This is a genomic window from Anoxynatronum buryatiense (genome assembly GCF_900182905.1).
GTDB lineage: Bacteria > Bacillota > Clostridia > Peptostreptococcales > Tindalliaceae > Anoxynatronum > Anoxynatronum buryatiense.
The window spans coordinates 14,787-39,336 of record NZ_FXUF01000011.1 but is presented as its reverse complement, the minus strand read 5'-3'; the positions used below and the strand labels follow the sequence as shown (position 1 = coordinate 39,336).

Sequence of the window (24,550 nt, the reverse complement as noted above, 5' to 3'; positions counted from 1 at the left end):
CACCACTCACTGAATCAGAACAGACCGAACTGCCATTAACTAAGTCAAACAGACAGAATGGAGGTGCAGCAATGCTGCTGGAACTGGAAAGTTTGGTGAAACGCTACCAGGATCACCTGGCGGTGGATCACCTAAACCTTAAGATAAAAGAAGGGGAGATCATGGGGCTGCTGGGGCCCAACGGGGCGGGAAAAACCACCACGCTGAACATGATCACCGGGCTTGCCAAAAAAGATGCAGGGATCATTCGCATTTTTGGGGAAGAACTGCATTTAAACAGCCGTGAAGTGAAGGGGAAAATTGGAGTGGTTCCCCAGGAGATTGCTGTTTTCGATGATTTAACCGCTGAGGAAAATGTCACTTTTTTTGGAAAACTGTACGGGCTCAGGGGGAGCCTCCTAAGGGAGCGGGTCAAAGAAGCACTGGCATTTTCAGGCCTGACAGGGCACGAGAAGCAGTTTCCCAAAAAGTACTCCGGCGGCATGAAGCGGCGATTGAACATTGCCTGCGCCATTGTTCATCAACCCCGTCTGCTCATTATGGACGAACCGACAGTGGGAATTGATCCTCAGTCACGCAGCCATATCCTTGAATCGGTGCGCACCCTTCAACAGAAAGGAACCACCATTCTATACACCTCCCATTATATGGAAGAAGTGGATGATCTATGCAGCCGCATCGCCATTATGGACCAGGGGCGCATCATTGCCCAGGGCACCTCAGAAGAGTTGAAAAGCATGATTTCTTCAGAAGAAAGGATCGATATTATTCTTTCGGAAATCAACTACTCGCTGGTGGATGAAATGAAGCGGCTTCCGGGGGTGCTGGAATGCCATCTGGAGGGCAAAAAGCTGACGGTGCTGGTGCAAAAAGACAGCGGCCTCATTGGAAAAATCAGTCAGATCATCGGACGCTTCGATTCAGAAATCCGTTCTCTGCAGGTGGAAAAAATCACCCTTGAAAATGTCTTTCTCACATTGACAGGCAAAAGTCTGCGTGACAGCGGAACGGGGGAACAGCCATGAGTGTTGTCACCATCTTTTGGTACACCCTGAAACAAAACTGGCGGGATCGTTCCACCTATCTGGAAATGATGCTGCTGCCACTGGCACTGATTTTTATTCTGGGCGTTTCTCTGGCCCCTGCTTTTCATGTTACGCTGCTGCCCACCATTGAAACAGCCCTTTTCGTCGAAGATCAGGGACCCGCAGGAGCGGGTCTGAAGCAATTTCTTCTGGAAAGGGAAGAAGAAGGCCTGCTGAAAATTCAGCCGGTTTTAACAGAGCAAGCAGGGAAGGAACGGGTAAAAACCGGTGAAAGTCATGCTTTCATCCATTTGCCTGCCGGTGATACGGCACTTCAGCCGGCGTCCATCCAGCTGTTGACCGATTCACAAAACTCGCTGCGCACCAGCGTGTTGGAGAGTCTGCTGAACAGCTTTGTCATCGGCCTCTCCTCAGAGATTCAACCGGAGCAGATTCTTCCCAGGCCGCTGGCGGCCAGTGAAGTACTGCCCGGAGCCATGGATTATTACGCTGTCACCATGATGGTGATGTTTATCATGTATGGCGCCATCTATTCGGTATATGGGATGAAACATTGTTATTTGGGGCCGGTGGGCAAACGCATTGCCAGTACGCCCCTGTTGCCGGGGCAGCACTACTGGGGGCTTGTGCTGGCGAACCTGACCACCATTTTGATGCAATCTGTCATCGTGGTATTGTTCACCCGAACGGTATTTGGCGTCAACTGGGGCACCAATGCCCTTCTGGTGGGTGTCATTATCTTACTCGCGGGGTTGGTGGCCACCGGGTTGGGCACAGCGCTGGTCATGATCGTGCAGGATGAGACCCTGGCAGGCAATATCATCAATGTGCTGGTACCGGCCATGACATTTTTAGCCGGCGGTTTTTTCCGCATCAATTTTTCGGACGGCTCATGGATCAGCTACCTTCAGTATCTTTCGCCCAATTATCTGGCACAGACGGCGCTCTTCACCACCATCTACGGGGGCGATGATCTGACCATCATGGTTACGCTGGGAGTCATGGGCCTGTTCATCAGTGTCGCTTTTCTGGCAGCCCTGCTCAGTGAAAGGAGGGCCCGCATATGATTGTTTCCGGAACCATTTTTCGACGGCTTTTTCGCAATAAACTAAGCCTGCTGCTGGTACTGGTGATTCCACCTGTGATGATCAGCCTGCTGTTAGGGCTGGGAATGACGGGAAGCGATGCCATGAACGTGGGCCTGGTGGATCAGGACCAAACCCCGCTGACCCGGCAACTGGAAGAAATGCTTCGCGACCAGGTGTTGGTGATTTCCATGAAAGAAGAAGCGGTGAGGGGTGCCTTGGCCAGAAGTCAGGTCAGCATGGTGCTGGTGGTGGAGAAAGGATTTACCGGCGATGTGCTGGCAGGGCGCCAGCCAGAGGTGTATCGTTACAGCATCGAGGAATCCAACCTTTCAATGCCGGTACGCATGGCGGCGGAGGGTTTCATTGCCACAGCCCGCAGCCAGGGTCTGGCAGCTCAGGGTGATGAGAATGTTTTTTACCAGCGGATGGATGCCCTGCGCCAGACACAGATGCAAGTGGTGGTGGCCCAGGCAGACGGCACCTCGCCCCAGCAGGCCTGGGATGCGGTGAGTGCCATGGGAATTTTAGGGATGAACATGCTTTTTCTGTCTTTTTATGCAGCCATGTATTTGCTGAAAGACCGGGAAAACAGAACATTCCACCGGGCGATGATCACGCCGCTGACCCAGCGCAGCTATTTGTTTCAGATGATCACCTGCTTCATTGTTATCATGCTCATTCAGGTGGCAGGGGTCTTTGTGGTATCCCGGTGGTTGATGGAAATGTACCTGGGAGTCAATATGACTGCTCTTTTCGGAGTCATGATGGTCTTTGCGGTGGTATGCATTTCCCTGGGAGTGGCTGTTGCCGCCAATGTGAAGAGTACCCGGCATGCAGGGACACTGTCGTCTTTACTGGTGACCCCCATGGCCATGCTGGGAGGTTTGCTGTGGCCCCGTGAAATCATGCCCGAAGTGCTCCAGCATGTGGGGCTTTTCCTGCCCACCACATGGATGATGCAGGCCGCCGGTAAGGTTGTTGAAACTGGCCGGCTGGTGGATGCCACCTGGGAACTCATCATCCTCATGCTCTTTGCCCTGGTATTTTTTCTTCTGGGTGGGTGGCGACGGGTAGACATTAGCAGCTGAGAGCATTATGATGGGAGTAAGCAAAGATCAATCAACCAATAATCAACGGGACAACTGACAATAAAGGCAGGGGAATGCCATGAGAGACCCACTGAAAATCCTGCTGCTCATCTGGGTTGCCGCCAGCCTGAAGTTTGGAGAAACGGTGCCATTGCAGGAATTTGCCGGGCTGCTGCTTTTAGCAGCCTTTTATGTGGTGCGCGCCCGGTACCTCAGTAACCTGGTGATGATAACCCTTGAGGGGATACTGGTGCTGATCCTGTCTGCTGCGAATCCCCTGTACCTCACATTGCTGGGGATAACAGCCCATGACCTGGCGACCCGGGGATGGGTCCCGCTGGTACCGGTACTGTTATTGCCGGGCGTGTTCTTTCTTGACAGACAGTGGTTCATGGCCTATCTGCTGCTCATGGCAGTCTGCACCTATGCCGGCCTTCAGAAACAGCAGCTGGATAATGCCCGCCGCACGTACCGGCAGGCCTATGACCAGGAACGTCAAAACCGGTATGTGCTGGAAGCGACCAAGAACCAGTTGCTGCAGGCAGCAGAAGAAACCACCCACCTGGCGGAAATCAGGGAGCGTAACCGGATCGCGCGGGAAATTCACGACAGCATTGGTCATGATCTGGCAGGAAACCTGCTGCAGCTCCAGGCGGCTGAACGGGTGATGGCAAAAGACCCGGCAAAAACCAAAGAACTGATCCAAAAAACCGTCATTGGCCTGGCAGGTTCGGTGGAACTGCTTCGCAACACCGTTCACAACATTCGGCCCCGGCAGGTACAGGATTGGTCACACTTCCAAAAAATCGCTGACAATTTTCAGTACTGCCCTGTTGATTTTCGCCACCAGGGAGATTTCAGCCTGATCACCCCCCACCAGGTGGCCATTCTAACCACCATCATCAAAGAATCCCTCACAAATACCGCCCGCCACTCCGGCGCCAGCCGTGTGACCATGGAACTGGATGTGCGGGACAAAATCATTCGCCTGTTCATTCAGGACAACGGCAGCGGCTGCCGGCAAATTCGGGAAGGGATGGGCATCAGCGGTATGCGGGAGCGGGTGCACCATGCCGGAGGCAGCTTCTCGGTGAACTCCCGGGAAGGCTTTATGATTGTGTGTATTCTGCCCAGAGATCATGAGAGTGGAGGCGAAGGAAATGCTGAAGATCATCATCGTGGATGACGACGCCCTGATTCGGGACAGCTTGACATTGATACTGGAGATGGAAGCTGATTTTCAGGTGGTGGGAACCGCTGCCAACGGGCAAGAGGCCGTGGCCCTCTGTGGCAGCGCACAACCGGACCTGGTCTTGATGGACGTGCGCATGCCGGTGATGGACGGTGTGCTGGGCACCCGGCGCATTCGGGAACAATACCCCGCCACCAAAGTGGTGATTCTCACCACCTTTAAAGATGAAGCCTACATCAAAGAAGCCCTGAAGCATGGTGCTTCGGGCTATATTCTCAAGAGTCAGCCGGCAGAAAGCATTGTGGAAACCCTGCGGGCAGTGGCCCGGGGCAATACCGTGCTGGAGGCCCAAGTGGCCAGCAGCCTTACCCATATGATTCGTGAAGGAAAAAAAATGAGCCAGACAGATCTGGAGCTCACCGACCGCGAAATGGCAGTGCTGGAAATGGTGGCAGAGGGCCACTCCAACCGGGAAATCGCTGAAAAGCTCTATTTGAGTGAAGGCACCGTGCGCAATTATATCACCGTTCTCTTGGACAAACTGTCTCTGCGGGATCGCACCCAGCTGGCCATTTTTTATTTGAAGCACTTCTGAATGCCCTGATGCCCAAAAAAATCAACACAAGGCCGATGAACACATTTAAACCCGTCAGCAGTGCAGCTGGCAGAAACGCATTGACAGAATGACCAATGGCGGCGACCAGGGATAAAAAGAGCACTGTTGACAAGACGGCTCCAAAACCAAAAAGATACATATCACCCAGGCGCAGCTCTTCCTCAATCATTTTTGTGGAGAAAACGCCGGCCCAGAACAGAATCGTCAACGGATTTGAAAGGGTCAGCAGCAAAGCTTTCAGAAAGGGATGGGTGACAGTGGACAGTGACAAAAAGGTGACGCTGGGGATGACGGAAAATCCAAAGGCTCCGGCGATGATACTGATTCCAAAAACAATGAGAATGACCGCACCGATAGTCTGAAGGGCTTTTTTGATGCGGTTGTTGCGTTGCAGCAGCGTTCCCAGCCCCCGGATGGCCGCCAGGATGAATAATGCATCAATCAGTGTGACGCCGGTGACGCCGGCCATGGCGGCGGGAAACCCATGAGTGACAGCTGTTTGAAACACGAAGAGACAAATGGGGCCGACGGCTATCTGCAGCAGCATACCAAATTTGAATCCTCTGATCACCATAAAGACCCTCCTATCGGTTGGGAATTTCTTTTAAGGTGGATAGAACGATGAATGAGTTTGACTTCTGGACACCTGGAATCCCCTTCAGCTTTTGACTGAGAAAGACTTCCAGCTCAGCAGTGTCTTTCAGCAGCACCTTCAGCATATAATCATACTCGCCGGCCATGTGGTGGCATTCAATGACTTCTTCAAATCCAACAATGGTCTCCCGAAAGTCACCGATGTGTGCGGTGTGATCAATATTGACAAAAATAATGGTCAGCAGGTGGTAGCCCATCTTCCTGCGGTTGACTCTGATGCTGTATTCCTCAATTACCTGGCTCTCTTCCAGCTTTCTGATGCGCTCAGAGACGGCAGGGATGGAAAGATTCACCCTTTTACTGATTTCTGAAACAGTTACTCGCCCGTTCGCCTTCATGATCTCAAGAATATGGCTGTCCATCTGGTCCATCAGGCATATCTCCTCTCGAATTAAATAATTTAATGAAATTATACATGACTTTATTATGTTTTCATATGAAATGGGTATAATTCAAAAACAATTTAAGGAATAGATGATTACAATTAAATGTTTTAATGATGAGAAGAACGCAATGACGAAAATGATATCATGATGAAAAGGGCATAATGACATAATGGATCAATAACTGTTTTTGAACTATCCGTCCGGGATCTGTTTTCCCACAGTGAAGTGGGGGTACAGTTTCCCTGAATCAACGAACAGGAGGTCGTTCCATGCAACCAACCATCACAGAACAATTTCAACAGCAGCGCATCTATTTCGACAGCGGTGCCACCCGTACCACCCTGTTTCGCTTGAAACAGCTTCGGGCCCTGAAGCAAACGGTGAAAAAGCACGAAGAGGCACTGATGGAAGCCCTTCATCAAGATCTGGGCAAGCCCGCCTTCGAAGCCTATACCGCAGAACTGGCCCTGTTTTATGACGAAGTGAGCCGAAGCATCAGCCACCTGCGTTCCTGGGTGAAACCGGAAAAGGTGTCCACTCCCCTGGTGCTGGAACCTTCCAAAAGCTATATTCAGCCGGAACCCAAGGGGGTTGTGCTCATCATCGGCCCCTGGAACTATCCCTTTCAGCTGGCGATGGTGCCCCTCATTGGAGCCTTGGCGGCAGGAAACTGCGTGATGCTGAAACCCTCGGAACAGACACCTCACACAGCAGCACTGATTGAAACCATGATTGAAAGCACTTTCGAACCCCGTTATGTGACGGTGGTGCGGGGTCCCGGTGCTGAAGTGGGGCCAAAGCTCATTGAACCCCACCGATTCGACCACATTTTCTTCACTGGCAGCACCGGGGTGGGAAAAGAAATTCTAGCCATGGCAGCCCCTCACCTGACACCCGTCACTCTGGAACTGGGAGGTAAAAGCCCGGCCATTGTGGCGAAGGATGCCAATTTGGAAGTAACCGCCAGGCGCATTGTCTGGGGAAAATACTACAATGCGGGCCAGACCTGCATCGCCCCCGATTATCTGCTGGTTCACCAGGACGTGAAAGAAGACCTGATGCACCATATGGTGGAAGCCATTCATGCCTTTTACGGGCCCTACCCCTCCCGCAGCGACAGCTATGGTCGCATTGTCAACCGGCGTCATTTCGACAAACTGGCCGGCTATCTGGCTGAGGGAACACTGGTCACCGGCGGTGAAATCGATCCGGCGCAGCTGTACATGGCGCCCACGATTCTGGACGACATTACCCTGGAGGATACCATCATGCAGGCAGAAATTTTTGGCCCCATTTTGCCGGTGATGACTTTTAATGATCTGGAAGAGGTGATGCACATTGTTCGCCGTCATCGCCACCCCCTGGCCCTCTATCTGTTTACAGAAAACCGGCGCATTGAAGAACAGATCATCGACGCCATTGAGTTTGGCGGAGGATGCATCAACAACTGCATCGTTCATGTGGCTAACCCCCACCTGCCCTTCGGCGGCGTGGGCAACAGCGGCATGGGCCGCTACCACGGAGAAGCCTCCTTTCAGCTGTTTTCCAACATGAAGGCAATGATGCGAAGCAGCACGCTGCTGGATCCATCCCTTCGATATGCACCCTATGATGAGGAAAAACTGAAGCTTGCCAAAAAGTTTCTGTAAAAGAATCGGAGGGCAAATGGGGAAAGCTCCTTGTTGGGCAAAAAAAGAGGATGTTATCAGTTTTCCTGCGGCATATTCGTGATAAAGCGTGTTTCAGGTGGAAAAATGAATCAGCGGGAGGCATGTGAATGAAAAACCTTTGGATTCGACTTGTTCCATTGTTGGTGGCAGCGTTGCTATGCTTTGGAGGAATCACTGCCGGGGCCACCACATCCAGCCCAAGGGCAGAAGAAATTCATTTAAACGCCATTGTCATCGATACCCACAACGACACCATGATGAAAGTGGTGGATGAACGCACCTGGCTGCCGGTGATTGACATCGGTGGCACGACGCCGTCAGATTTTCAGCTGGACATTGCAAAAGCAAAGGCCGGTGGCCTTGATGTGGCCTTTTATGCCGCCTACAACGTGTACCAGACCGACAGCGCACACATCATTCCCCGCACCAACAGCCGCACCCTGGCACTCATCAACGCCCTGCACTGGACGGCACAGCGAAACAGGGACACCATGGTCATTGCCCGCAGTATGAGTGAACTGGAAAAGGGTCTGGCAGACGGAAAACATGTGGCTGTGGCCACACTGGAGGGCATGTATGCCTTCACTGATGAAAACGCCATTGAACTCCTTCATCAGTATGATGACCTGGGGGTTAGAGCAGCCGGGATTGTGTGGAATACCCCCAATTCCCTGGGAGCCGGTGCCCATGTTGCCAACCAGGGCCCTGATGCAGGACTCACAGATCTGGGAAAAGCCGTTATTCGGGAAATGAACCGACTGGGAATCATCGTGGATGTTTCCCACATGAATGAAACCACTTTTTACGACACCATGGCCATCGTTCAGGCGCCAGTGATTGCTTCACATTCCGGTGTGGACGGTGTGCGGCCCCATGTACGAAATCTGTCAGACGATCAGTTGCTGGCACTGAAAGAAAACGGGGGAGTGGCACATATCAACTTCTGGTCCACCACTGTGGCAGACGTGGGGCAGACGGCCACCATCGCCCGTTTGGCAGATCACATCGATTATGTGGCAGGGTTCATTGGAGTGGATCATGTGGGGCTTGGCTCCGATTTCGACGGGGCGCCCATGCCGGTGGATTTGCCCAATGCGTCCTACTTGCCGGCACTGACAGCAGAGTTGGTCAGGCGAGGCTATTCAGAAGAAGAACTGGAAAAAATACTGGGGGGCAATTTGCTGCGCGTCTTTAGAGAAGTGGAGGCATTGGCCCACCAGTCGTCTTCCCCAAGAGGACTGGGGTTCACCATTTTGCCGGAACTTCAGCCAGGGGAAATCATCCACAACGCCCGCCCCCGCTTTACGGCTAACGTTATCAGTCATGGCGGTGATTTTGTGGAGGCCGCCACCTTTCGGGTGATCGTTAACGGCATTGTCTACGAACCGGAGTGGCATGCGGCAACGGGCATCCTTTCCCTGGAGATGCCGGATCCCCTGCTGAACCATGGCAATTTTCATGTCATCACCTTCGAAGGCAGCAGCAACCAACATGTCATTGCCAGGGAAACCCTCATAGTGTATGTGCAGTAGGTGAAGAACAGCTGAAAGATGTTAAAATCATTGACAGGAAGATAAATTTACCCTATTATATAACTTAAGTAATTTAATAGACACACCACTTTTTGAATGGCAGAGAATGAGGGCAATCCCTTCCCAGATCAATGGGGAAAAAACTGTGAAAAGAAAGGGCTAATGAAACGAAAACGACTGCTGTGAGAAGGAAACCGACTAATGAAAGGAAAGCGATCCATGAAAAGTAAGAAATGGAAATATGCAGTGATCATAACCATCGCTGTCGCATTGGATATTCTTTTGCACGTTTTGACCGGTGGATACAGTGAGACAGCACCACATGCATTGGAACTGAGCTCCCTCGCTGAACATGTGGGCGAAGAAGGAGCAGCCATCCTGTGGGCGGTGCTGGCTTTTTCAGGGGTGGCGTATGTTTTTCATCGATTCGAAGGCAGTATAAAAGGGTCAAAGTTCACAAAAGGGTTGCGATATGGGATCGCAATCGGTATGATGTGGCTAATAGCGATGCTTGAAGGGGTGGCACTCTTCGGCAATTCATTGCTGAACGAGTTCATCGTGGGTTTGTCAGACTTTATCCCTGTCGTGGTCATGAGCGTTCTTTTAAGTCTGTTCACCGGCAACAATGAAAGCACTCGGCCGGCATCAAGCCTGGTTAAGAGGAGAAAGAACCCGGATATGAAGAAGCTGGCTAGTCAAAGAAAGAACCTGTTGACCTTGATTGTTTTTGCTACATTGTTTTTGGTGGGAAGGTATGTGGCGTACCATACTGAACTGATTATGTCCGGGTATCGGGTCAACGGGTTGTCAACGGCAGTCTGGACGTTCTTCATGGGTCTGACAATGGGAGCGGCCTATCTTCTCTTACATCATGCGGTGAAGGATGATCTTAAAATCATGAAATCTGTCACATTTGGCATCTGTATTTTCGGCACAACCTGGCTTTTGTTCATCTGCTTCATGCCCTTGCTGTTCAAAGGATTTCTTGTGGATGTTCTTGTCAGAGTGGCGATCGATGTCACCCTCGTCATTATAAGTGCCTATTGCTGCGAGCTGCTGCTGAGCGACAGCACCTTTCGGAAAGGAAGATTAAAATATGAACGAGAATCAGTATAGGCATACGGTTGCTGCCGAATCCCATGCAGAAGCTTATCAGCCGGCACCGTCAGTCAGGTGACGGCCGCCGCAGCTCCCTTCAGAATTGTGCCCGCTATGGTGCGTGAGACAGCCGGCAGGAAACAGGGAACAACGGGTCAATGAGTTTGCCGGCTTAAGAAGGTGCATAAGAAGTTCCGTAAGGAAAATGGATAGGGAGATTAAAAGGAGGGGTTAAAATGATCGGATTTTGGAACCGGCGTGAAGTATATGTGGGAACATCATTGGATCAATATCAGCGTGTGTGTGATGCATTGGAAAAAAGCCGGATAAAATACAAAACCCGCGTGGTTAACCGGAACAATGCCAATGTGATGGGTTCGGGCAGAGCCAGAACCGGCACTGCCGGACAGCGCCTGGACTTAGCCTATACCTATTATGTGTACGTGCATAAGGATGATAATGAAAAAGTCAGTCCGGTGTGAGTGCCTGTTGGAATCAGCCGCCCTGACCAAAGTCCTTTGTCTTCAACCTCAAGACACCTTCTCAGGGTGTCTTTTCATTCGCTGCTCCATAAATCAGCATGGATGGCGCCTTTTCAAAAAACAATGACCGCTCTTTTCGGGTATAATAGGTGTCAAGGCGGTCTTCGTAGCCAGAGGTATCTTCAATGAGGAGATAACCATTTGAATTTAGGACGTTTTCTGGCAGGACTGATTTTGCAATATTACAACATTGTCAAAAAGGAAGCCGGAATCATTTATCACATCGACAAATAATAGGAGGACACCATGAACAGGGTAAAAGAAAACAACAAGCTGCTTTCTGCTTTCATGTACGCCGCACTGTTGGTTAGTCTTTACCTGATGACCAGCAATTTTCTGCTTTTTCACGCGTATGCTGAGGGCTTCGCCATTGTCATCGCAGTCCTCATGTTTGTCATCACATGGAATGCCCGGCACTATATTGATGACCACTACCTGCATTTCATTGGGCTGGCATATCTGTTTATTGCCAATATCGACTTTCTGCACGTGTTGGGATACACAGGCATGAACATATTTCCCAACTACGACTATCACGCCAATCAGTTGTGGGTGCTTGGCCGGTATATGGAAAGCCTTACCCTGTTGGCAGGTTTCTATTATCTTCATCAGAAAAAGAAATGCAGTGAACTGTGGGTCATGATGGTGTATACGCTTATTTCTGCACTGGGAATTCTGGCGATCTTTGTCTGGAAAATTTTCCCGGAGGCCTTCATCGCCGGTGTGGGACAAACTCCTTTTAAAATCATCAGCGGTTATATGGTTATGGGTATTCTTATGCTGGTACTGGTGGGACTGAGGTATTACAGGGATCATTTTGGCCCCCATCTGGTGCGCCTCATCGGCCTCTCAGTGGCCATGACCATTATCTCGGAACTGTTCTTCACTTTCTACATTGATAACTATGGTATTTCCAATGTTATGGGACATTATTTCAAAATCATTTCCTTTTATCTGATCTACAAGTCCATTGTCGAAAAAGGCATTCAGGAGCCCTATGAAATCATATTCAGGCGACTGGAAAAGAAACGAAGCCAATTGACAAAAGCCAACGAAACCAAAATGAAGCTTTTTTCCATCATTGGCCATGACCTGCGCAGTCCCTTCAATAATCTGCTGGGTGTGGTGGAAGTGCTTACGAACGATCCCAGAGCCTTTGATCCCGAAGAACAGAAAGAGCTGTTCAACGAATTGCATGAAACCACCAAAGAAACCTACAGCCTGGTGAATAACCTGCTATCCTGGGCTTCTGTGAACATGGAGGGTCTGAAGCTGGATACAATGGAAATCAGTCCCATGGAAATCATGGATGAGGCGGTGAACGGGCTGAAGGGCATTTTGGAAAAAAAGGCACTGCAAATAAATATATCGGGCGATCCAGAATTGACCATAATGGCAGACGCCAAAAGTGCAGAGGCCATTATCCGAAACCTGATGTCCAATGCCATTAAGTTTTCACACACCGGCGGCCATATTAATCTCAGCGTGCACCAGGACTCCCGGGAAGTGATCATCCAGGTGCAGGATCATGGTGTGGGCATGACACCGGAGCAAGTGGAGAAGCTATTGGTGTCAGAAATAAATGAATCAACTGTGGGAACGGCCAATGAAAGGGGCACGGGCCTGGGCTTTAATATTGTCAGGGAATTTGTTCAACTGAATCAGGGCAGGCTGGAAATTGACAGCCAGGTGGATCAGGGGACTGTGATCAGGCTTTTTTTTCAGTCTCCTCCCCGGGGGCTTGCCGCTGGCCGTTGATGGTGGCCTGCTCGTGCGCGTCAAGGGGAATTACCAGGCAACGCTGGCCATCAATGATTTGAGTGGAAATCTGGGAAGTCTTACTGGGATTCACCCGCAGAATCACTTCATTCATATCTGGCTGAAGATCGCTGGAGACTTTTTCCAGTTCCGTCTGCAGTGTTTCCACCTGCCTCTCCAGGCGGGTTTCTTTTTTGCGCTGTTCGCCGGCTTTTAGAACTTTGGGGTCCATGATATGCTTGGCCAGAGGCAGATCTTCCTCAAAACACTGGCGATAAGAAAGTTCAATTTTGGCAGCCGCCTCTTCGGGAATGCCGCTTTCCTGCATTAAACGCTGTACCTGTTCCTGATTCAAATGAAAAGGAGGCTCTTCCATTCCTTCGTATTGAAACTCATGGTCTTCCACCATGGTGCGCAGGTTTTCATGAATTTCCAGCAGGGCACGCTCGCCCTTTTCCTCGTCTGGTCCCAGGCAGTCATTCACAATCATCTGAAAGGATTCCCGCTGCAAAGTGGCTGTTTGCCTGGGAAGACAGCCAAGTACACCGGCCATCACTTCCGGGTGAGGTGCTTTGGGGTTCTTGGTGTAATACATCACCGTGTTCACATCGGGGCTGCGCTCAATAAAGGCGGGGAAAACAAAGCCCACCACAGGTTTTTCCACCACCCAGTCCCGTGCCCGTGCCTTGATTTTCTGTACCTGCTCATCATAACGAAGGCCTGGCTCAGAAAGGGTGACGGGGCAGATGGCACACAAAAGGTATTCATATACCTCTTCAGACTCATCCAGCTTGGCATTGTCGCTGGTTTTGGTGATAACATCATAGGCATCATGAAACAACAAAATCAGATAATTGCTGTTATCGTGATCATACTGATCAATCACAGACTGATAAAAGGTGCTCAGCAGTTCGTCGTCCTTCAGCTGGCTTTTTTTCAGCTGATAAAGAGAAGCCTGCTGCTGATTTTCAAGGCTCTCATCCAAAGGAAACTGCAATGACAAAATCTGATTATCAATACCGCCGGACATGACTTTTCCTGCAATTTCCAGATATTTGAAAGCATCATCCTCTTCCAGGGTGAGAAAGGTTTCCCGAAACTGCAGCAGGATGCGCTGGTCATTGCTTACATAGCAGCCACACACCCTGGTGAAAGTGCAGTCGTTCTTTTTAAACCGCTTTTTTAATTCCAAAATGTCTTTTTTTTGCATGGATAATTCCTCCTGTAATGGAACATCTGTTTGAAACAATTGACGAAACAACTCGATTTCCATTCTATCAAAAAGCAGTAAGAGATAAAAGAAAAACCACACTGTAAAAAAGCATAGCGGCAAGAATCCGTCATGTTGGCAATAAAATTTTAAGTGTTCGAAGAAGGTGTTCCTCTGCCAGCACGTGCAGATGAGACAGAATATTTTGTGATGCGTAGTGGTAATGGTATAATCAGCCTGTAGCACATGTAACATAGTCGGGTTTAAGCCAATAGATGTGGTCGCAACTGAAGCCTGATGATGGGGGAGTTGAAGCAGATGGTGAGAGTGATCATTGCGGATGACGAAGTGCGGATATGTCAGTTAATTATCAAGTTAATTGAGTGGGAGAAGCATGAGATGTGCCTGGTGGGGACTGCACATAATGGTGTGGAAGCATTGGCTCTGGTTGAAAAAGAAAAACCTGATATTGTCATTACTGATATTAGAATGCCTGGTTGTGACGGGCTGGAGATGATCGAAAAAATAAAAAAAATAAGAAACGATGTCGAGTTTATCATCATCAGTGGGTATGGCGAGTTTGAGTATGCTAAAAAAGCAATTGCTTTAGGTGTGCAGGAGTATTTACTAAAGCCCATCAATCAAAACGAACTGCTCAAATCACTGATGAAAGTGATCACCTGTGTTAACAAAAAAAATGACCAAATTGATTTGGAAAAAGACTATGTAATGATGCTTAAAGACGATGTGAGCAAGACAAGGCAATCGTTTTTAAATGATCTTATGTTTATTAATGCGCGAAGTTATCACGAGCATCGATTGTGTGAAATTAACGAGACGTACCACTTCAATTTTCGAGAAGGGTTGTTTGGTGTGGCATGCATCAAGATTGATCAAGAATCAGAGAACGGGTCGCTAAGTCTTCAAAATCTGATGGATGAAATGACTGCCCGTCTGACAGCCTCTATTCAAAATTTAGTGTATGAAGGGGAGGTTGTCAGAAAACAGAGAACGCTCTATTTGATCATGAATTATTCTTCAGAGCAGAAAAACAACATGGAAGAGGAACTGAATCAGATCTTGGAACAGAGCAATCAAATGGAAGGAAGAAAGCAAGGGTTTGTTGTGACCATTGCCATTGGAGAAGAAAAGGGGGACCTGAATGGTCTGGTGGAATCTCTGGGATCGGCAAGTCAGTTAGTGGAAGATCGAATTGTGACGGGAAGAGGCAGCGTTATTATGCCAAAACATCAGATGATGGATCAGGCTGTAGTGGATCATCTGTATCATCGTTTTTCCAAAAAATTCATCCCCAAAATAGAACACTTGGATTTGGAAGGTATTGAAAGGGCCATTGGTGCGTTTAAGAAAGAAATCGAACAGGTTCCCATCAGCGGTGCTTATCTAAAACAAATGGTTCAGGAAACACTTCATTTATACGAGATGACCATGAAGAGCAGTCATAGTCATTTTAGTACTGCCATAGAACATGAAAACGTTCTCATTCGTCGTCTGGAACAAGCCAGCTCTGTGGATGAACTATTTGAAGCCCTTAGTTTCCATATCACAACTTCCATCAGCGCTTTTATCGAAGATGGATCTCGCAGCGGTTTAAAATCAATCAGACAGGCAAAGAAATATATTGAAGAGAACTATATGAACCAGCTGACACTGGAAGAAGTAGGCACGCATATCGGGTTTAATGCCTGCTATTTTAGCAGTGTGTTCAAGAAAGAGACAGGCAGCTCTTTCGTTGAGTATCTGTCAAAGACCCGAATTGAAAAAGCAAAGGCACTGCTTAAAGAATCTGATTTGAGGATCTTGGACGTGTCTTTGATGGTGGGATATAATGATGTGAAATATTTTACCAAGTCATTTAAAAAGCACACGGGTTTACAACCCAATGAATACAGAAAAATATTTTCTTAGGAGAAAAAGATGAGAGATAACCGGGGACCATACCTATTGACCAGAGTTGTTGTGCTGTTGCTCGTGATGGGCTCTTTGTTGACACTCGTTTGTCTGCGGTTGATTTTTATGTCAACGAACAAGAGCGGTTACGCATGGCTGGCGCTGTATGCAGCGCTGATCATTGGTGGAATCTACATTTCCTATCAATGGATCTACAGACCGTATAAAGAAACAAGCAAGGTACTTAGATTATTTCAGGAAGGGTACATTTTCAAAGGTGTCTTTGACGTGAGGGTACACTTTAACGAAGCTTCCCATCTTGCTTTTCAAAAATTCAAGGAGATCATAGACACAAAAGAACTCATTGAAGGCTCTAAAAAACATGCTGAATACCTGGCGCTTCAAAATCAGATTAACCCACATTTTCTGTATAACACCTTGGAAGGGATTCGCAGTGAGGCATTGATTGAAGGTGTGGATAGCATTGCCAATATGACAGAAGCTCTGGCCACTTTCTTCAGATATACCATTTCCAACGTCGATAAGCTGGTCAGCCTTGAAGATGAGATTGCAAATGTGGAGAACTACTATCTTATCCAAAAGTTTCGATTTGGAGAGAAACTGAACTTTCATACGGAATATCAAGTGGAACAAGGGGAAGAAAAGGAGATTCTTAAAGCGAAAATACCAAAACTCACATTGCAACCAGTTTTTGAAAATGCCATTTTCCATGGGGTAGAGCGGAAAATGGGGGTGGGAATGCTGGCATTAAAAATTCAAGCCACCCAGAAACGATTGATGATTATCATTTCGGATAATGGGGTGGGCATTGAAGAAAACCGGGTGCGAAGTCTGAATAAAAAACTTCGAGGGGCTTCGCTGGAGTATATGAAAGAAGATAAAAGTCAGGCAGGAATTGCTCTGTTGAATGTCAACAACCGAATCAAATTAATTTTTGGTGATGAGTACGGGGTCTACATCTATAGCCGTGTGGGGGCAGGTACAGATGTGGAAATAACCATGCCGCTGATTAAGGAGCCCCTATAAGGTGAGGTGTTGTGTGATGCCAATGATGAAGGAAGAAATTCTGAGGGTGGAAAATGTCACCAGTCGAATTGACGGGATCACTTATTTGGACAATATTAATTTTCATGTCTTCAAGGGTGAAATAATGGGATTGATCCCTTTGAACAATCATGGCAAGAAGCAGTTGATAGAACTGATAGCTCAAAACAAATCCATCAAGTTTGGCAGAATTTACTTTAACGAAACGTTAGTCAACTATTATGAACATAGCAATATGACCAACAACAAAGTGTATGTTATTGATAAAGAGACAAAGCTAATAGAAAGCTTAAAAGTAACAGATAATATTAATGTCCTCAACAATCAGTTTAATGAGCACATTATTCATGAAAAAAAACTTCAGGAGAAAACCGATCAATTACTAAAAGAAATGGGCGTTAAGATACGTGCCAACGAATACATTTCAGCGTTATCCATGTTTGAAAAAACGATTATTGAGTTAATCAAGGCATTGATCACCGGTGCCCAGCTGATTATACTCAATGAGCTGGCAAGTTTTCTAAGCATTGAAGAGCTGGGCGTGTTTCAAGAGCTGATGCTCCCCTATGCCCGCAAAGGAACCGCATTTATCTACATAGCAAATCACCATGAAGAGGCATTTAAAATTTGTGACCGGGTATGTCTTTTGGAAAATGGCAGCGTCATCAAGGTGATTGATCAAAAAGATTTTTCTGTGGAGACGATACAGCCATATATCATCGCCTTTGACCGTCACAGCAGCACTCATGAAAGCAAGTCATTTCAAGGCATTTTTGAATGTCATCACTTTAAGACAGAACATCTTAACGACATCAGCTTCTCTGTCAGAAGAGGGGAGTGTGTGACGCTGCTTGATGTGAACAACAAGGGCATTCAAGATATCGCCGAAATACTTCAAGGGTCTTTTCAACCGATCAGCGGTGAATTATTGTTGGACGGTCAACGAATAGATCCCATCAGCGTAGGCAACCTATTGGAAAACAAAGTGGTGTTTATTCCGGAAAATCCTGTCAAAAATATGCTGTTTTATCATATGTCATACCTGGAAAACGTAACGTTTCTGATGGACTACAAGCTGAAAACATATGTGATCCCCAAAAGAGTTCTAAAAAGCATAAAAGAAGAATACCATCTATTGATGGGAAACGATATTGATGTAAAGGACATCAGAACGCTGGACGCAAAATCGCTGTATCAGCTGGCTTATTATCGAGTTGAAATTTTTAATCCTAAAGTGGTGTTTATTATGCAGCCCTTTGCTGATGCCGACATGTATTTGCGCGGCAGTATTGTAAAACTCATCAACAGGCTCAAAAATAAGGGAAGTGCTGTCATTATACTGGCAGTAAACATTGCAGACACATTAACTGTTTCAGACAGGCTGCTAATGATGGAGAACGGTGTTTTCCTGAAAAACTATGACAAGAGTGAACTGTCCCACGTTAGATTATAGAATTTCAATTCATCAGGGAACCGGGCCTTGCAAGACAGCATAGAAATGAAGAACAACACAAAGGTGAAGAATCATATCAAAAGCAGTAATAAAACGAAATATCTAAAAAATGTCCCCCTATTTCAAAAGAATTCCTACCTCATTTTTTTAAAAAGTATGGTATCTTTTTAAGACAATGTGACGGAAGCAGGACGAGGGGGTTTCTTATGGGCAATTTTATTGTGGAATTGGAAAACGTTTCCAAGGGTTTTCCGGGTGTGAAGGCACTGGATCATGTGTCGCTTCAGCTAAGAGCTGGTGAGGTGCTGGCATTGCTGGGAGAAAATGGTGCCGGCAAATCAACCCTCATGAAAATTCTGTCAGGAGTCTATACAATGGATGAAGGGACAATGAAGATCTTTGGTGAAATGGTGACAGAAATGAACCCTGTCGCGGCACAAGAACTTGGAATAGCCATTATTCATCAGGAACTGAATATGTGCGACCACCTCACTGTGGCCCAGAACATTTTTCTTGGCCGGGAAGTGACTAAAAAAGGCATTTTATCAGATGCGGAAATGAATCAAAAAGCGTCGGAAATTCTCAGCAGTTTGAGCATGGATATTGATCCGGACACAGTCCTGGGGGATCTGTCTGTTTCTAAGCAACAAATGGTGGAAATAGCAAAAGCACTGTCCACCAATGCAAGAATACTCATTATGGACGAACCCACATCGGCACTAACCTCTCAAGAAATCGACGAGCTGTTCACCATCATCAATCGCTTAAAAAACGAAGGCTGTGGCATTGTGTACATTTCTCACCGGTTGGAAGAACTGCAACACATTGTTGATCGAGTGATGATTCTCCGTGATGGACAGTATATTACTTCCATGGATTTTAAGGATACCAGTATTCAAGAAGTGATCGCCCATATGGTTGGCAGAGAAATCACAGAAAAGTTCCCAAGGGTTAACCGAAGTGTGGGGCGTAAGATTTTTGAAGTGCAGCATTTAAATGCAGGGAAACTGGTGAAGGATATTAGCTTTTCTCTGTACGAGGGAGAAATTGTGGGTATTGCAGGACTCATGGGAGCAGGCAGAACGGAAACGACCCGGGCGATTTTTGGAGCAGATGCAAAGGAATCAGGCACCATTATCATAGATGGTGAAGTGGTGGAAATCAATCAACCGATTGATGCCATCAATGCAGGGATCGTTCTGGCTCCCGAAAACAGAAAAAAAGACGGATTGTGCACCAAGCTCAGCATTAAGGATAATATCGCTTTACCCAATTTGGATATGATGGTTAACCCATTGGGGATTGTGAACACAAAAAAAGAAGAAGAAATGACCGTGAAAGCGATTAAGAATTTAGATATACGACTGGCTAACTCAGATGTGGATGCAGAGAGCCTGTCGGGTGGTAATCAGCAAAAAGTAGTGGTGGGAAAATGGCTTGCAAGAAACTCAAGAGTGGTGATATTCGATGAGCCGACACGGGGCATCGATGTTGGTTCAAAAGTGGAAATATACAATATCATGAATGCGTTAAAAAGCCAGGGAATCGGTGTCATTTTTGTTTCGTCGGAAATGCCGGAAATACTTGGAATTAGCGACAGAATATTGGTAATGGCAGATGGCAGAATCACAAAAGAGCTGGACATCGAAGAGGCAACACAGGATTCCATTCTGGCGTATGCAACGCAGTTTGATAAAAAGATTCATCATGACATCGCGTAAAAAAAGCAGAGGAGACTGGGTATGGGAAATAAGGATCTCGGCAAAAAAATGCTAAAAGTGTTTTCGAAAAGAGGAATGGGGCAGGTTATTACGGCGTCTGTGGGGTTGGTGGTGCTGGTTGTCGTATTCGGCATCTTAAATCCCAACTTCTTTTCCAGCAGAAACGTTTCCAATCTGCTTAGACAAATCGCCCCCATCATATTGATTGGTATTGGACAATCTTATGTACTTATCACCGGGAATATTGATTTGTCCATTGGATCAGTGGTGGGCATGAGTTGTATGATTTCGGCCACATTAATGACCAAAGGCATGAGCCCCTGGTTGGCAGTTGGGTTCACCTATGTGGCAGCACTGGCCATGGGCATACTGAATGGGCAGTTGGTGTCAAAAGCAAAACTGCCACCATTTATTGCCACATTGGGAACAATGACCATCGCCCGGGGGATCGCCCAAATTGTGAACAACAATTACAATACAGACTCGATTGGAGCAGGGGCTGAAGGGTTTAGAGAACTCTTTTATTATGGAAAAACAGCGGGACTATTTAATACCATCTGGATTGCCCTTGGATTATGGCTGGTGTTTAACTTTATCCTGAGCAAAACCAGAACAGGCAGGCATATTTACGCGGTCGGCAGCAATGCCCATGCAGCACACTTATCTGGCGTGAATATTGCACAGACCGTTACAAAAGCATATCTTGTCAGTGCTGTTTGTGCAGCAACCGTGGGCCTGATCATGACGGCCATCAGCGGTATGGGCACCATGGATGCGGGGACCACCTATGAATTATACGCTGTTGCAGCATCGGTGATTGGTGGTGTCAGTACCCTGGGTGGTCAGGGCATACTCCTAGGTACAATCGTTGGCGCATCCATATGGGGCGTATTGCAGAACGGGCTTCAGTTTGCTGGAGCGCCTGTGGCCATCAGAAATATCGTGATTGGGGTCATCGTCATTATTTCTGTTCTTTTAGACATTGTCTTAAGAGCCAATAATAGAAAAAACAAAAAAGGGAAAGCGGCAGCGTGAACGCAACCCAACTTTTTTCAACGTGCCTGAATATGTCTTTAAAGCGAAAGCTTTAAAATAAAATCAAGGGGGATTAACATGATGAGAAAATTAGTGACAGCAGTTCTTGTTTTGATGCTTCTGATGGCCATGGTTGGATGCTCCAATGATACCGGTTCCACCAACGCAGGCGAACCGGCAGGTCAGGCAACAGCAGAGGAAAGCTTTAAGGTGTATCTGATCACAATGGATCAAATGGATCAGCACTGGGTGACGGTGGATGCAGGGGCAAAACAGGCGGCTGAAGAGCTGGGTAATATTAGCTACACATGGCTGGCGCCTGACGTTAAAGATGATGCAAAACAAATCGAGAGTATCAATAATGCGATTGCCGGCGGGGCACAAGCCATACTGTTGGCAGCCAACGGTCCCAATGCGGTTACTTCAGCGCTGAGGGAAGCGGAAAATGAAGGCATTAAAATTATCTATGTTGATTCGCCGGCAGATTTCCCTGCGGTGCAGACACTGGCCACAGATAATGAAGCGGCTGGAAAAACAGCCGGTATGGAAATGCTGGCAGCATTGGAAGCGCAAGGGATCACCGAAGGAAAAATTGGTATTGTGAATGTGAATGCATCCACTTCCTCAGTAGTGGCAAGAGAAAATGGATTTAGAGCAGCATTTGAAGGCACAGCCTTTGAGCTGTTGCAGACCCAGTACGGAGAAGGGGACGCGGCAAGATCACAAGACATTGCGGCCAACTACATTACTGAAGGGGTCGTGGGAATCTTTGGCGCCAATGAAGGTTCAACAGTGGGAGCGGGAAATGCCATTAAAGAAGCTGGTGGAGGAGTTGTGGGTGTTGGTTTTGACAAATCAGACACCATCCTGCAGTTGATTTCAGAAGGACAATTACTGGCGACAATGGCACAGAATCCAGATGTGATGGGTTACGAAGGCATGAAAACTGCAGTTAAAGCACTTAAAGGAGAGACGATTGCAGACGAATTAGTTGACACAGGTGTGTCGGTGATTGACAAGTCATCCCTGTAATACACAGGGCTGTTAAAATGCCTTCTCTTTTTTCATAGAAAACCCGGCAACCTGACGCATGGTACAGTCTATGGTTGCTGGGTTTTCATATCCTGCTGGGTTTTCATATCCTATAGGTAATTCGGGATGCCTGTGAAACTTTATGCAGAATCATTCGTTTTCATTATTGTCATGACAAAAGTTGCCTTGGGGCAAGGGAGGCACCACGAAGGAGTGATCAGTATGCTGGCAGCCATTGAAGCAGGGGGAACCAAATTTGTGTGTGCAGTGGGAGATCACCAGTTTAATATCATAGACAGAACATCCTTTCCAACCACCTATCCAGAGGAAACCATGGCAAAAATCATTGGTTTTTTTGACGCCTATGATGAGATTGAAGCCATGGGAATTGGTTCATTTGGACCCATTGGCATTAATCAACATGCGTCAAATTATGGATACATTACTTCCACCCCCAAAGTAAAGTGGAGAAATTACAATTTTCTGGGTGAAATGAAAAAGCATTATCAGTTCCCAATTGGCTGGACAACCGATGTGAACGCGGCTTGTTTGGGCGAATATCATTTGGGCAGTGGGAAAGATAAGCATAGCTGCATTTACCTGACTGTTGGAACCGGAGTGGGTGGCGGTGCCATTTTTAACGGCAGGTTCATCGAAGGCTTTGGTCATGCAGAGATGGGACATATTATCTTGAGAAATCATTCTGCAGACCCCTTTCAAGGAGTCTGCCCTTATCATGGAAACTGTTTGGAGGGGCTTGCATCGGGTCCGGCCATTGAGAAAAGAGTAGGGGTAAAAGCAGAAGAATTAGACAAGAACCATCAAGTATGGGAGATGATTGGGCACTATTTAGCCCAGGCTTTGCTGAACTACACGCTCATACTCCGGCCCGAAAGAATTATTCTGGGGGGAGGCGTCATGAATCAAAGCAAGGTGTTGACATGTGTCAAAAAAGAGTTCGCGTTGATGCTGGCAGGCTATGTGGATACACCTGAGGTGGATGAGTATATTGTGCTTCCGTCACTGGGGAATAATGCAGGTATTACTGGCGGACTGATACTGGCGCATCAGCTTCTGTAACTAATGACAATATGCATGCAGCTAACTGGAAAAAGCAGAGCAGTCAATCATATACAAGGTATGAGAAAACAGCAGACCATAAAAGTATGGAAGGGGGATCTAATGGAGCTGATTTTTTTTGACAAGCTGTTTTATGAAAAATTATGGGGCGGAAACCGGCTTGCAAAGTACTTTGATACGGCCCTTGCAGGCGACAAGATCGGTGAATGCTGGACAGTCAGCGGACATCCCAATGGAGACAGCACCGTCATCAATGGCAGGTATAAAGGTCGAACACTTAGCTGGTTGTGGCAACATGAAAAGTCTATCTTTGGAAATCTAAAAGGAGCCACTTTTCCGTTGTTGATAAAAATCATTGACGCAAAAGAGGATTTAAGCGTTCAGGTGCATCCAAATGATCATTATGCACACCGGCACGAGAATGGTGAACGGGGAAAAACAGAATGCTGGTACATCTTAGAATGTGAAGAAGGCGCTGAACTCATTCTGGGTCATCATGCATCACATATAGATGAAATGGAAGCAATGATCAGGGAAGAACGATGGGGAGAGCTGCTGAAAAAAAAGAAGATTAGACCCGGGGACTTTTTGTACATTCCGGCAGGCACGATCCACTCCATCGGAAAAGGCACGCTGCTGTTGGAGATTCAGCAATCCAGTGATGTGACGTATCGTGTGTTTGATTTTAACCGGCTGGAAGGCGGCAGGCCGAGAAAATTGGATATAAGCAAGAGTTTGGATGTGATCACCATACCTCATCAAGATTACGCGTCAACACCGCAGATTTCACATATGGCAGGTGGAAGTCAGACATGTTTAGTGGCAAAGGAACATTTTACAGTCTGGAAGCTGACAGTAAGCGAAAATCTAATTTTTGAGCATGATGAGACATTTAAATTGGCGAGTGTCATCAAAGGCAGCGGGCGCGTTGCTGGGATAGAGGTGAAAAAAGGCGATCATTTTATGGTGCCTCATCAATTTGGTTCAATGAAAATAGCAGGAGAAATGGAGATAATTCTTGCGCACTTGTAAAAGTACAATATGTTTCATATGCTTCAAGTGGAAATCTGATACCGACCGGCCACTTAGGGCTGCCGGGCGGAAGACATAGCCCCCTACATCCCATAAGAGACGAAAAAGGGAATTTCTTTGGACAGCAAACAAGGAGTTCCTTTTTTGCGTCAGTCATGATCGCAAGAGAAATTTCGGAAAGACTTAAGAGGGGGTCTAAATGACCCTCAAAAGCCCAGTTGACTTGACGCACCTGTTTCCAACGCGTAGAATGGGTCATGTTGAGAGTCGTCTCATGAAATGCATATGGATGGGAAAAATACCTGAGATGAACGGGCGGAATGAGATTACGGAGAACAGCT

Annotated in this window: 21 protein-coding genes; 18 read left to right on the top strand and 3 right to left on the bottom strand. The window is 47.3% G+C overall.

The genetic code is table 11. From position 1 onward, the window contains the following. The first annotated feature begins 71 nt into the window (after window positions 1–71). The 5 genes from QOL74_RS13170 (at window position 72) to QOL74_RS13150 (ending at window position 5,009) form a co-directional block, all read left to right on the top strand. Entirely contained in the window at window positions 72–1,025 is a 954-nt protein-coding gene (locus QOL74_RS13170; protein WP_283409958.1) for an ABC transporter ATP-binding protein, read from the top strand. Beyond that, the gene (locus QOL74_RS13165) at window positions 1,022–2,113 is read left to right on the top strand and encodes an ABC transporter permease (RefSeq protein ID WP_283409957.1); all 1,092 of its coding nucleotides are present in this window, start codon (window positions 1,022–1,024) and stop codon (window positions 2,111–2,113) included. Before QOL74_RS13170 ends, QOL74_RS13165 begins: the two co-directional genes overlap by 4 nt. Further along, complete coding sequence (locus QOL74_RS13160) at window positions 2,110–3,222, top strand: ABC transporter permease (protein WP_283409956.1); 1,113 nt, start codon at window positions 2,110–2,112, stop codon at window positions 3,220–3,222. The genes QOL74_RS13165 and QOL74_RS13160 overlap by 4 nt, the downstream gene beginning before the upstream one ends. A 79-nt stretch (window positions 3,223–3,301) precedes the next feature. Next, complete coding sequence (locus QOL74_RS13155) at window positions 3,302–4,408, top strand: sensor histidine kinase (protein ID WP_283409955.1); 1,107 nt, start codon at window positions 3,302–3,304, stop codon at window positions 4,406–4,408. Further along, entirely contained in the window at window positions 4,386–5,009 is a 624-nt protein-coding gene (locus QOL74_RS13150; RefSeq protein ID WP_283410050.1) for a response regulator transcription factor, read from the top strand. The genes QOL74_RS13155 and QOL74_RS13150 overlap by 23 nt, the downstream gene beginning before the upstream one ends. On the opposite strand, the gene QOL74_RS13145 is transcribed toward QOL74_RS13150, so the two are convergent. After that, entirely contained in the window at window positions 4,936–5,604 is a 669-nt protein-coding gene (locus QOL74_RS13145) for a LysE family translocator (protein ID WP_283409954.1), read from the bottom strand. The two genes, QOL74_RS13150 and QOL74_RS13145, sit on opposite strands and share 74 nt — an antisense overlap. A gap of 10 nt (window positions 5,605–5,614) precedes the next feature. Further along, entirely contained in the window at window positions 5,615–6,055 is a 441-nt protein-coding gene (locus QOL74_RS13140) for an Lrp/AsnC family transcriptional regulator (protein ID WP_283409953.1), read from the bottom strand. 284 nt (window positions 6,056–6,339) lie between these two features. Between QOL74_RS13140 and QOL74_RS13135 the strand changes: the two genes are divergently transcribed. The 5 genes from QOL74_RS13135 (at window position 6,340) to QOL74_RS13115 (ending at window position 12,670) form a co-directional block, all read left to right on the top strand. After that, a complete protein-coding gene (locus QOL74_RS13135; RefSeq protein WP_283409952.1) occupies window positions 6,340–7,719 on the top strand; it encodes an aldehyde dehydrogenase in 1,380 nt (459 codons plus the stop codon). 128 nt (window positions 7,720–7,847) lie between these two features. Next, a complete protein-coding gene (locus QOL74_RS13130; RefSeq protein ID WP_283409951.1) occupies window positions 7,848–9,272 on the top strand; it encodes a dipeptidase in 1,425 nt (474 codons plus the stop codon). Window positions 9,273–9,491: 219 nt separating this feature from the next. Then, window positions 9,492–10,388 (top strand): hypothetical protein, encoded by an 897-nt coding sequence (locus QOL74_RS13125; protein WP_283409950.1) that lies wholly within the window; start codon window positions 9,492–9,494, stop codon window positions 10,386–10,388. A gap of 218 nt (window positions 10,389–10,606) precedes the next feature. Beyond that, window positions 10,607–10,852: a hypothetical protein gene (locus QOL74_RS13120; RefSeq protein WP_283409949.1), complete on the top strand. Its 246-nt coding sequence runs from the start codon at window positions 10,607–10,609 to the stop codon at window positions 10,850–10,852. A gap of 306 nt (window positions 10,853–11,158) precedes the next feature. After that, the gene (locus QOL74_RS13115) at window positions 11,159–12,670 is read left to right on the top strand and encodes a sensor histidine kinase (protein ID WP_283409948.1); all 1,512 of its coding nucleotides are present in this window, start codon (window positions 11,159–11,161) and stop codon (window positions 12,668–12,670) included. Here QOL74_RS13115 and QOL74_RS13110 read toward each other — a convergent pair. Continuing rightward, entirely contained in the window at window positions 12,621–13,880 is a 1,260-nt protein-coding gene (locus QOL74_RS13110) for a DUF4317 domain-containing protein (RefSeq protein WP_283409947.1), read from the bottom strand. The genes QOL74_RS13115 and QOL74_RS13110 overlap by 50 nt on opposite strands. 318 nt (window positions 13,881–14,198) lie before the next feature. On the opposite strand from QOL74_RS13110, the gene QOL74_RS13105 reads away from it, so the two are divergent. The 8 genes from QOL74_RS13105 (at window position 14,199) to manA (ending at window position 24,209) form a co-directional block, all read left to right on the top strand. Further along, complete coding sequence (locus QOL74_RS13105) at window positions 14,199–15,809, top strand: response regulator transcription factor (RefSeq protein WP_283409946.1); 1,611 nt, start codon at window positions 14,199–14,201, stop codon at window positions 15,807–15,809. Window positions 15,810–15,818: 9 nt separating this feature from the next. Next, window positions 15,819–16,838 (top strand): sensor histidine kinase, encoded by a 1,020-nt coding sequence (locus QOL74_RS13100; RefSeq protein WP_283409945.1) that lies wholly within the window; start codon window positions 15,819–15,821, stop codon window positions 16,836–16,838. Window positions 16,839–16,854: 16 nt separating this feature from the next. Further along, entirely contained in the window at window positions 16,855–18,309 is a 1,455-nt protein-coding gene (locus QOL74_RS13095; protein ID WP_283409944.1) for an ATP-binding cassette domain-containing protein, read from the top strand. A 206-nt stretch (window positions 18,310–18,515) separates the two neighbouring features. Continuing rightward, window positions 18,516–20,030, top strand: coding sequence for a sugar ABC transporter ATP-binding protein (locus QOL74_RS13090; RefSeq protein WP_283409943.1), 1,515 nt, complete (start codon window positions 18,516–18,518; stop codon window positions 20,028–20,030). A gap of 21 nt (window positions 20,031–20,051) precedes the next feature. After that, a complete protein-coding gene (locus QOL74_RS13085; protein ID WP_283409942.1) occupies window positions 20,052–21,065 on the top strand; it encodes an ABC transporter permease in 1,014 nt (337 codons plus the stop codon). 78 nt (window positions 21,066–21,143) lie between these two features. Beyond that, a complete protein-coding gene (locus QOL74_RS13080) occupies window positions 21,144–22,097 on the top strand; it encodes a substrate-binding domain-containing protein (RefSeq protein ID WP_283409941.1) in 954 nt (317 codons plus the stop codon). Between the two features lie 222 nt (window positions 22,098–22,319). Then, complete coding sequence (locus QOL74_RS13075; RefSeq protein ID WP_283409940.1) at window positions 22,320–23,177, top strand: ROK family protein; 858 nt, start codon at window positions 22,320–22,322, stop codon at window positions 23,175–23,177. Window positions 23,178–23,180: 3 nt separating this feature from the next. Beyond that, window positions 23,181–24,209 (top strand): mannose-6-phosphate isomerase, class I, encoded by a 1,029-nt coding sequence (gene manA / locus QOL74_RS13070; RefSeq protein WP_346771751.1) that lies wholly within the window; start codon window positions 23,181–23,183, stop codon window positions 24,207–24,209. Window positions 24,210–24,550: the final 341 nt, after the last annotated feature.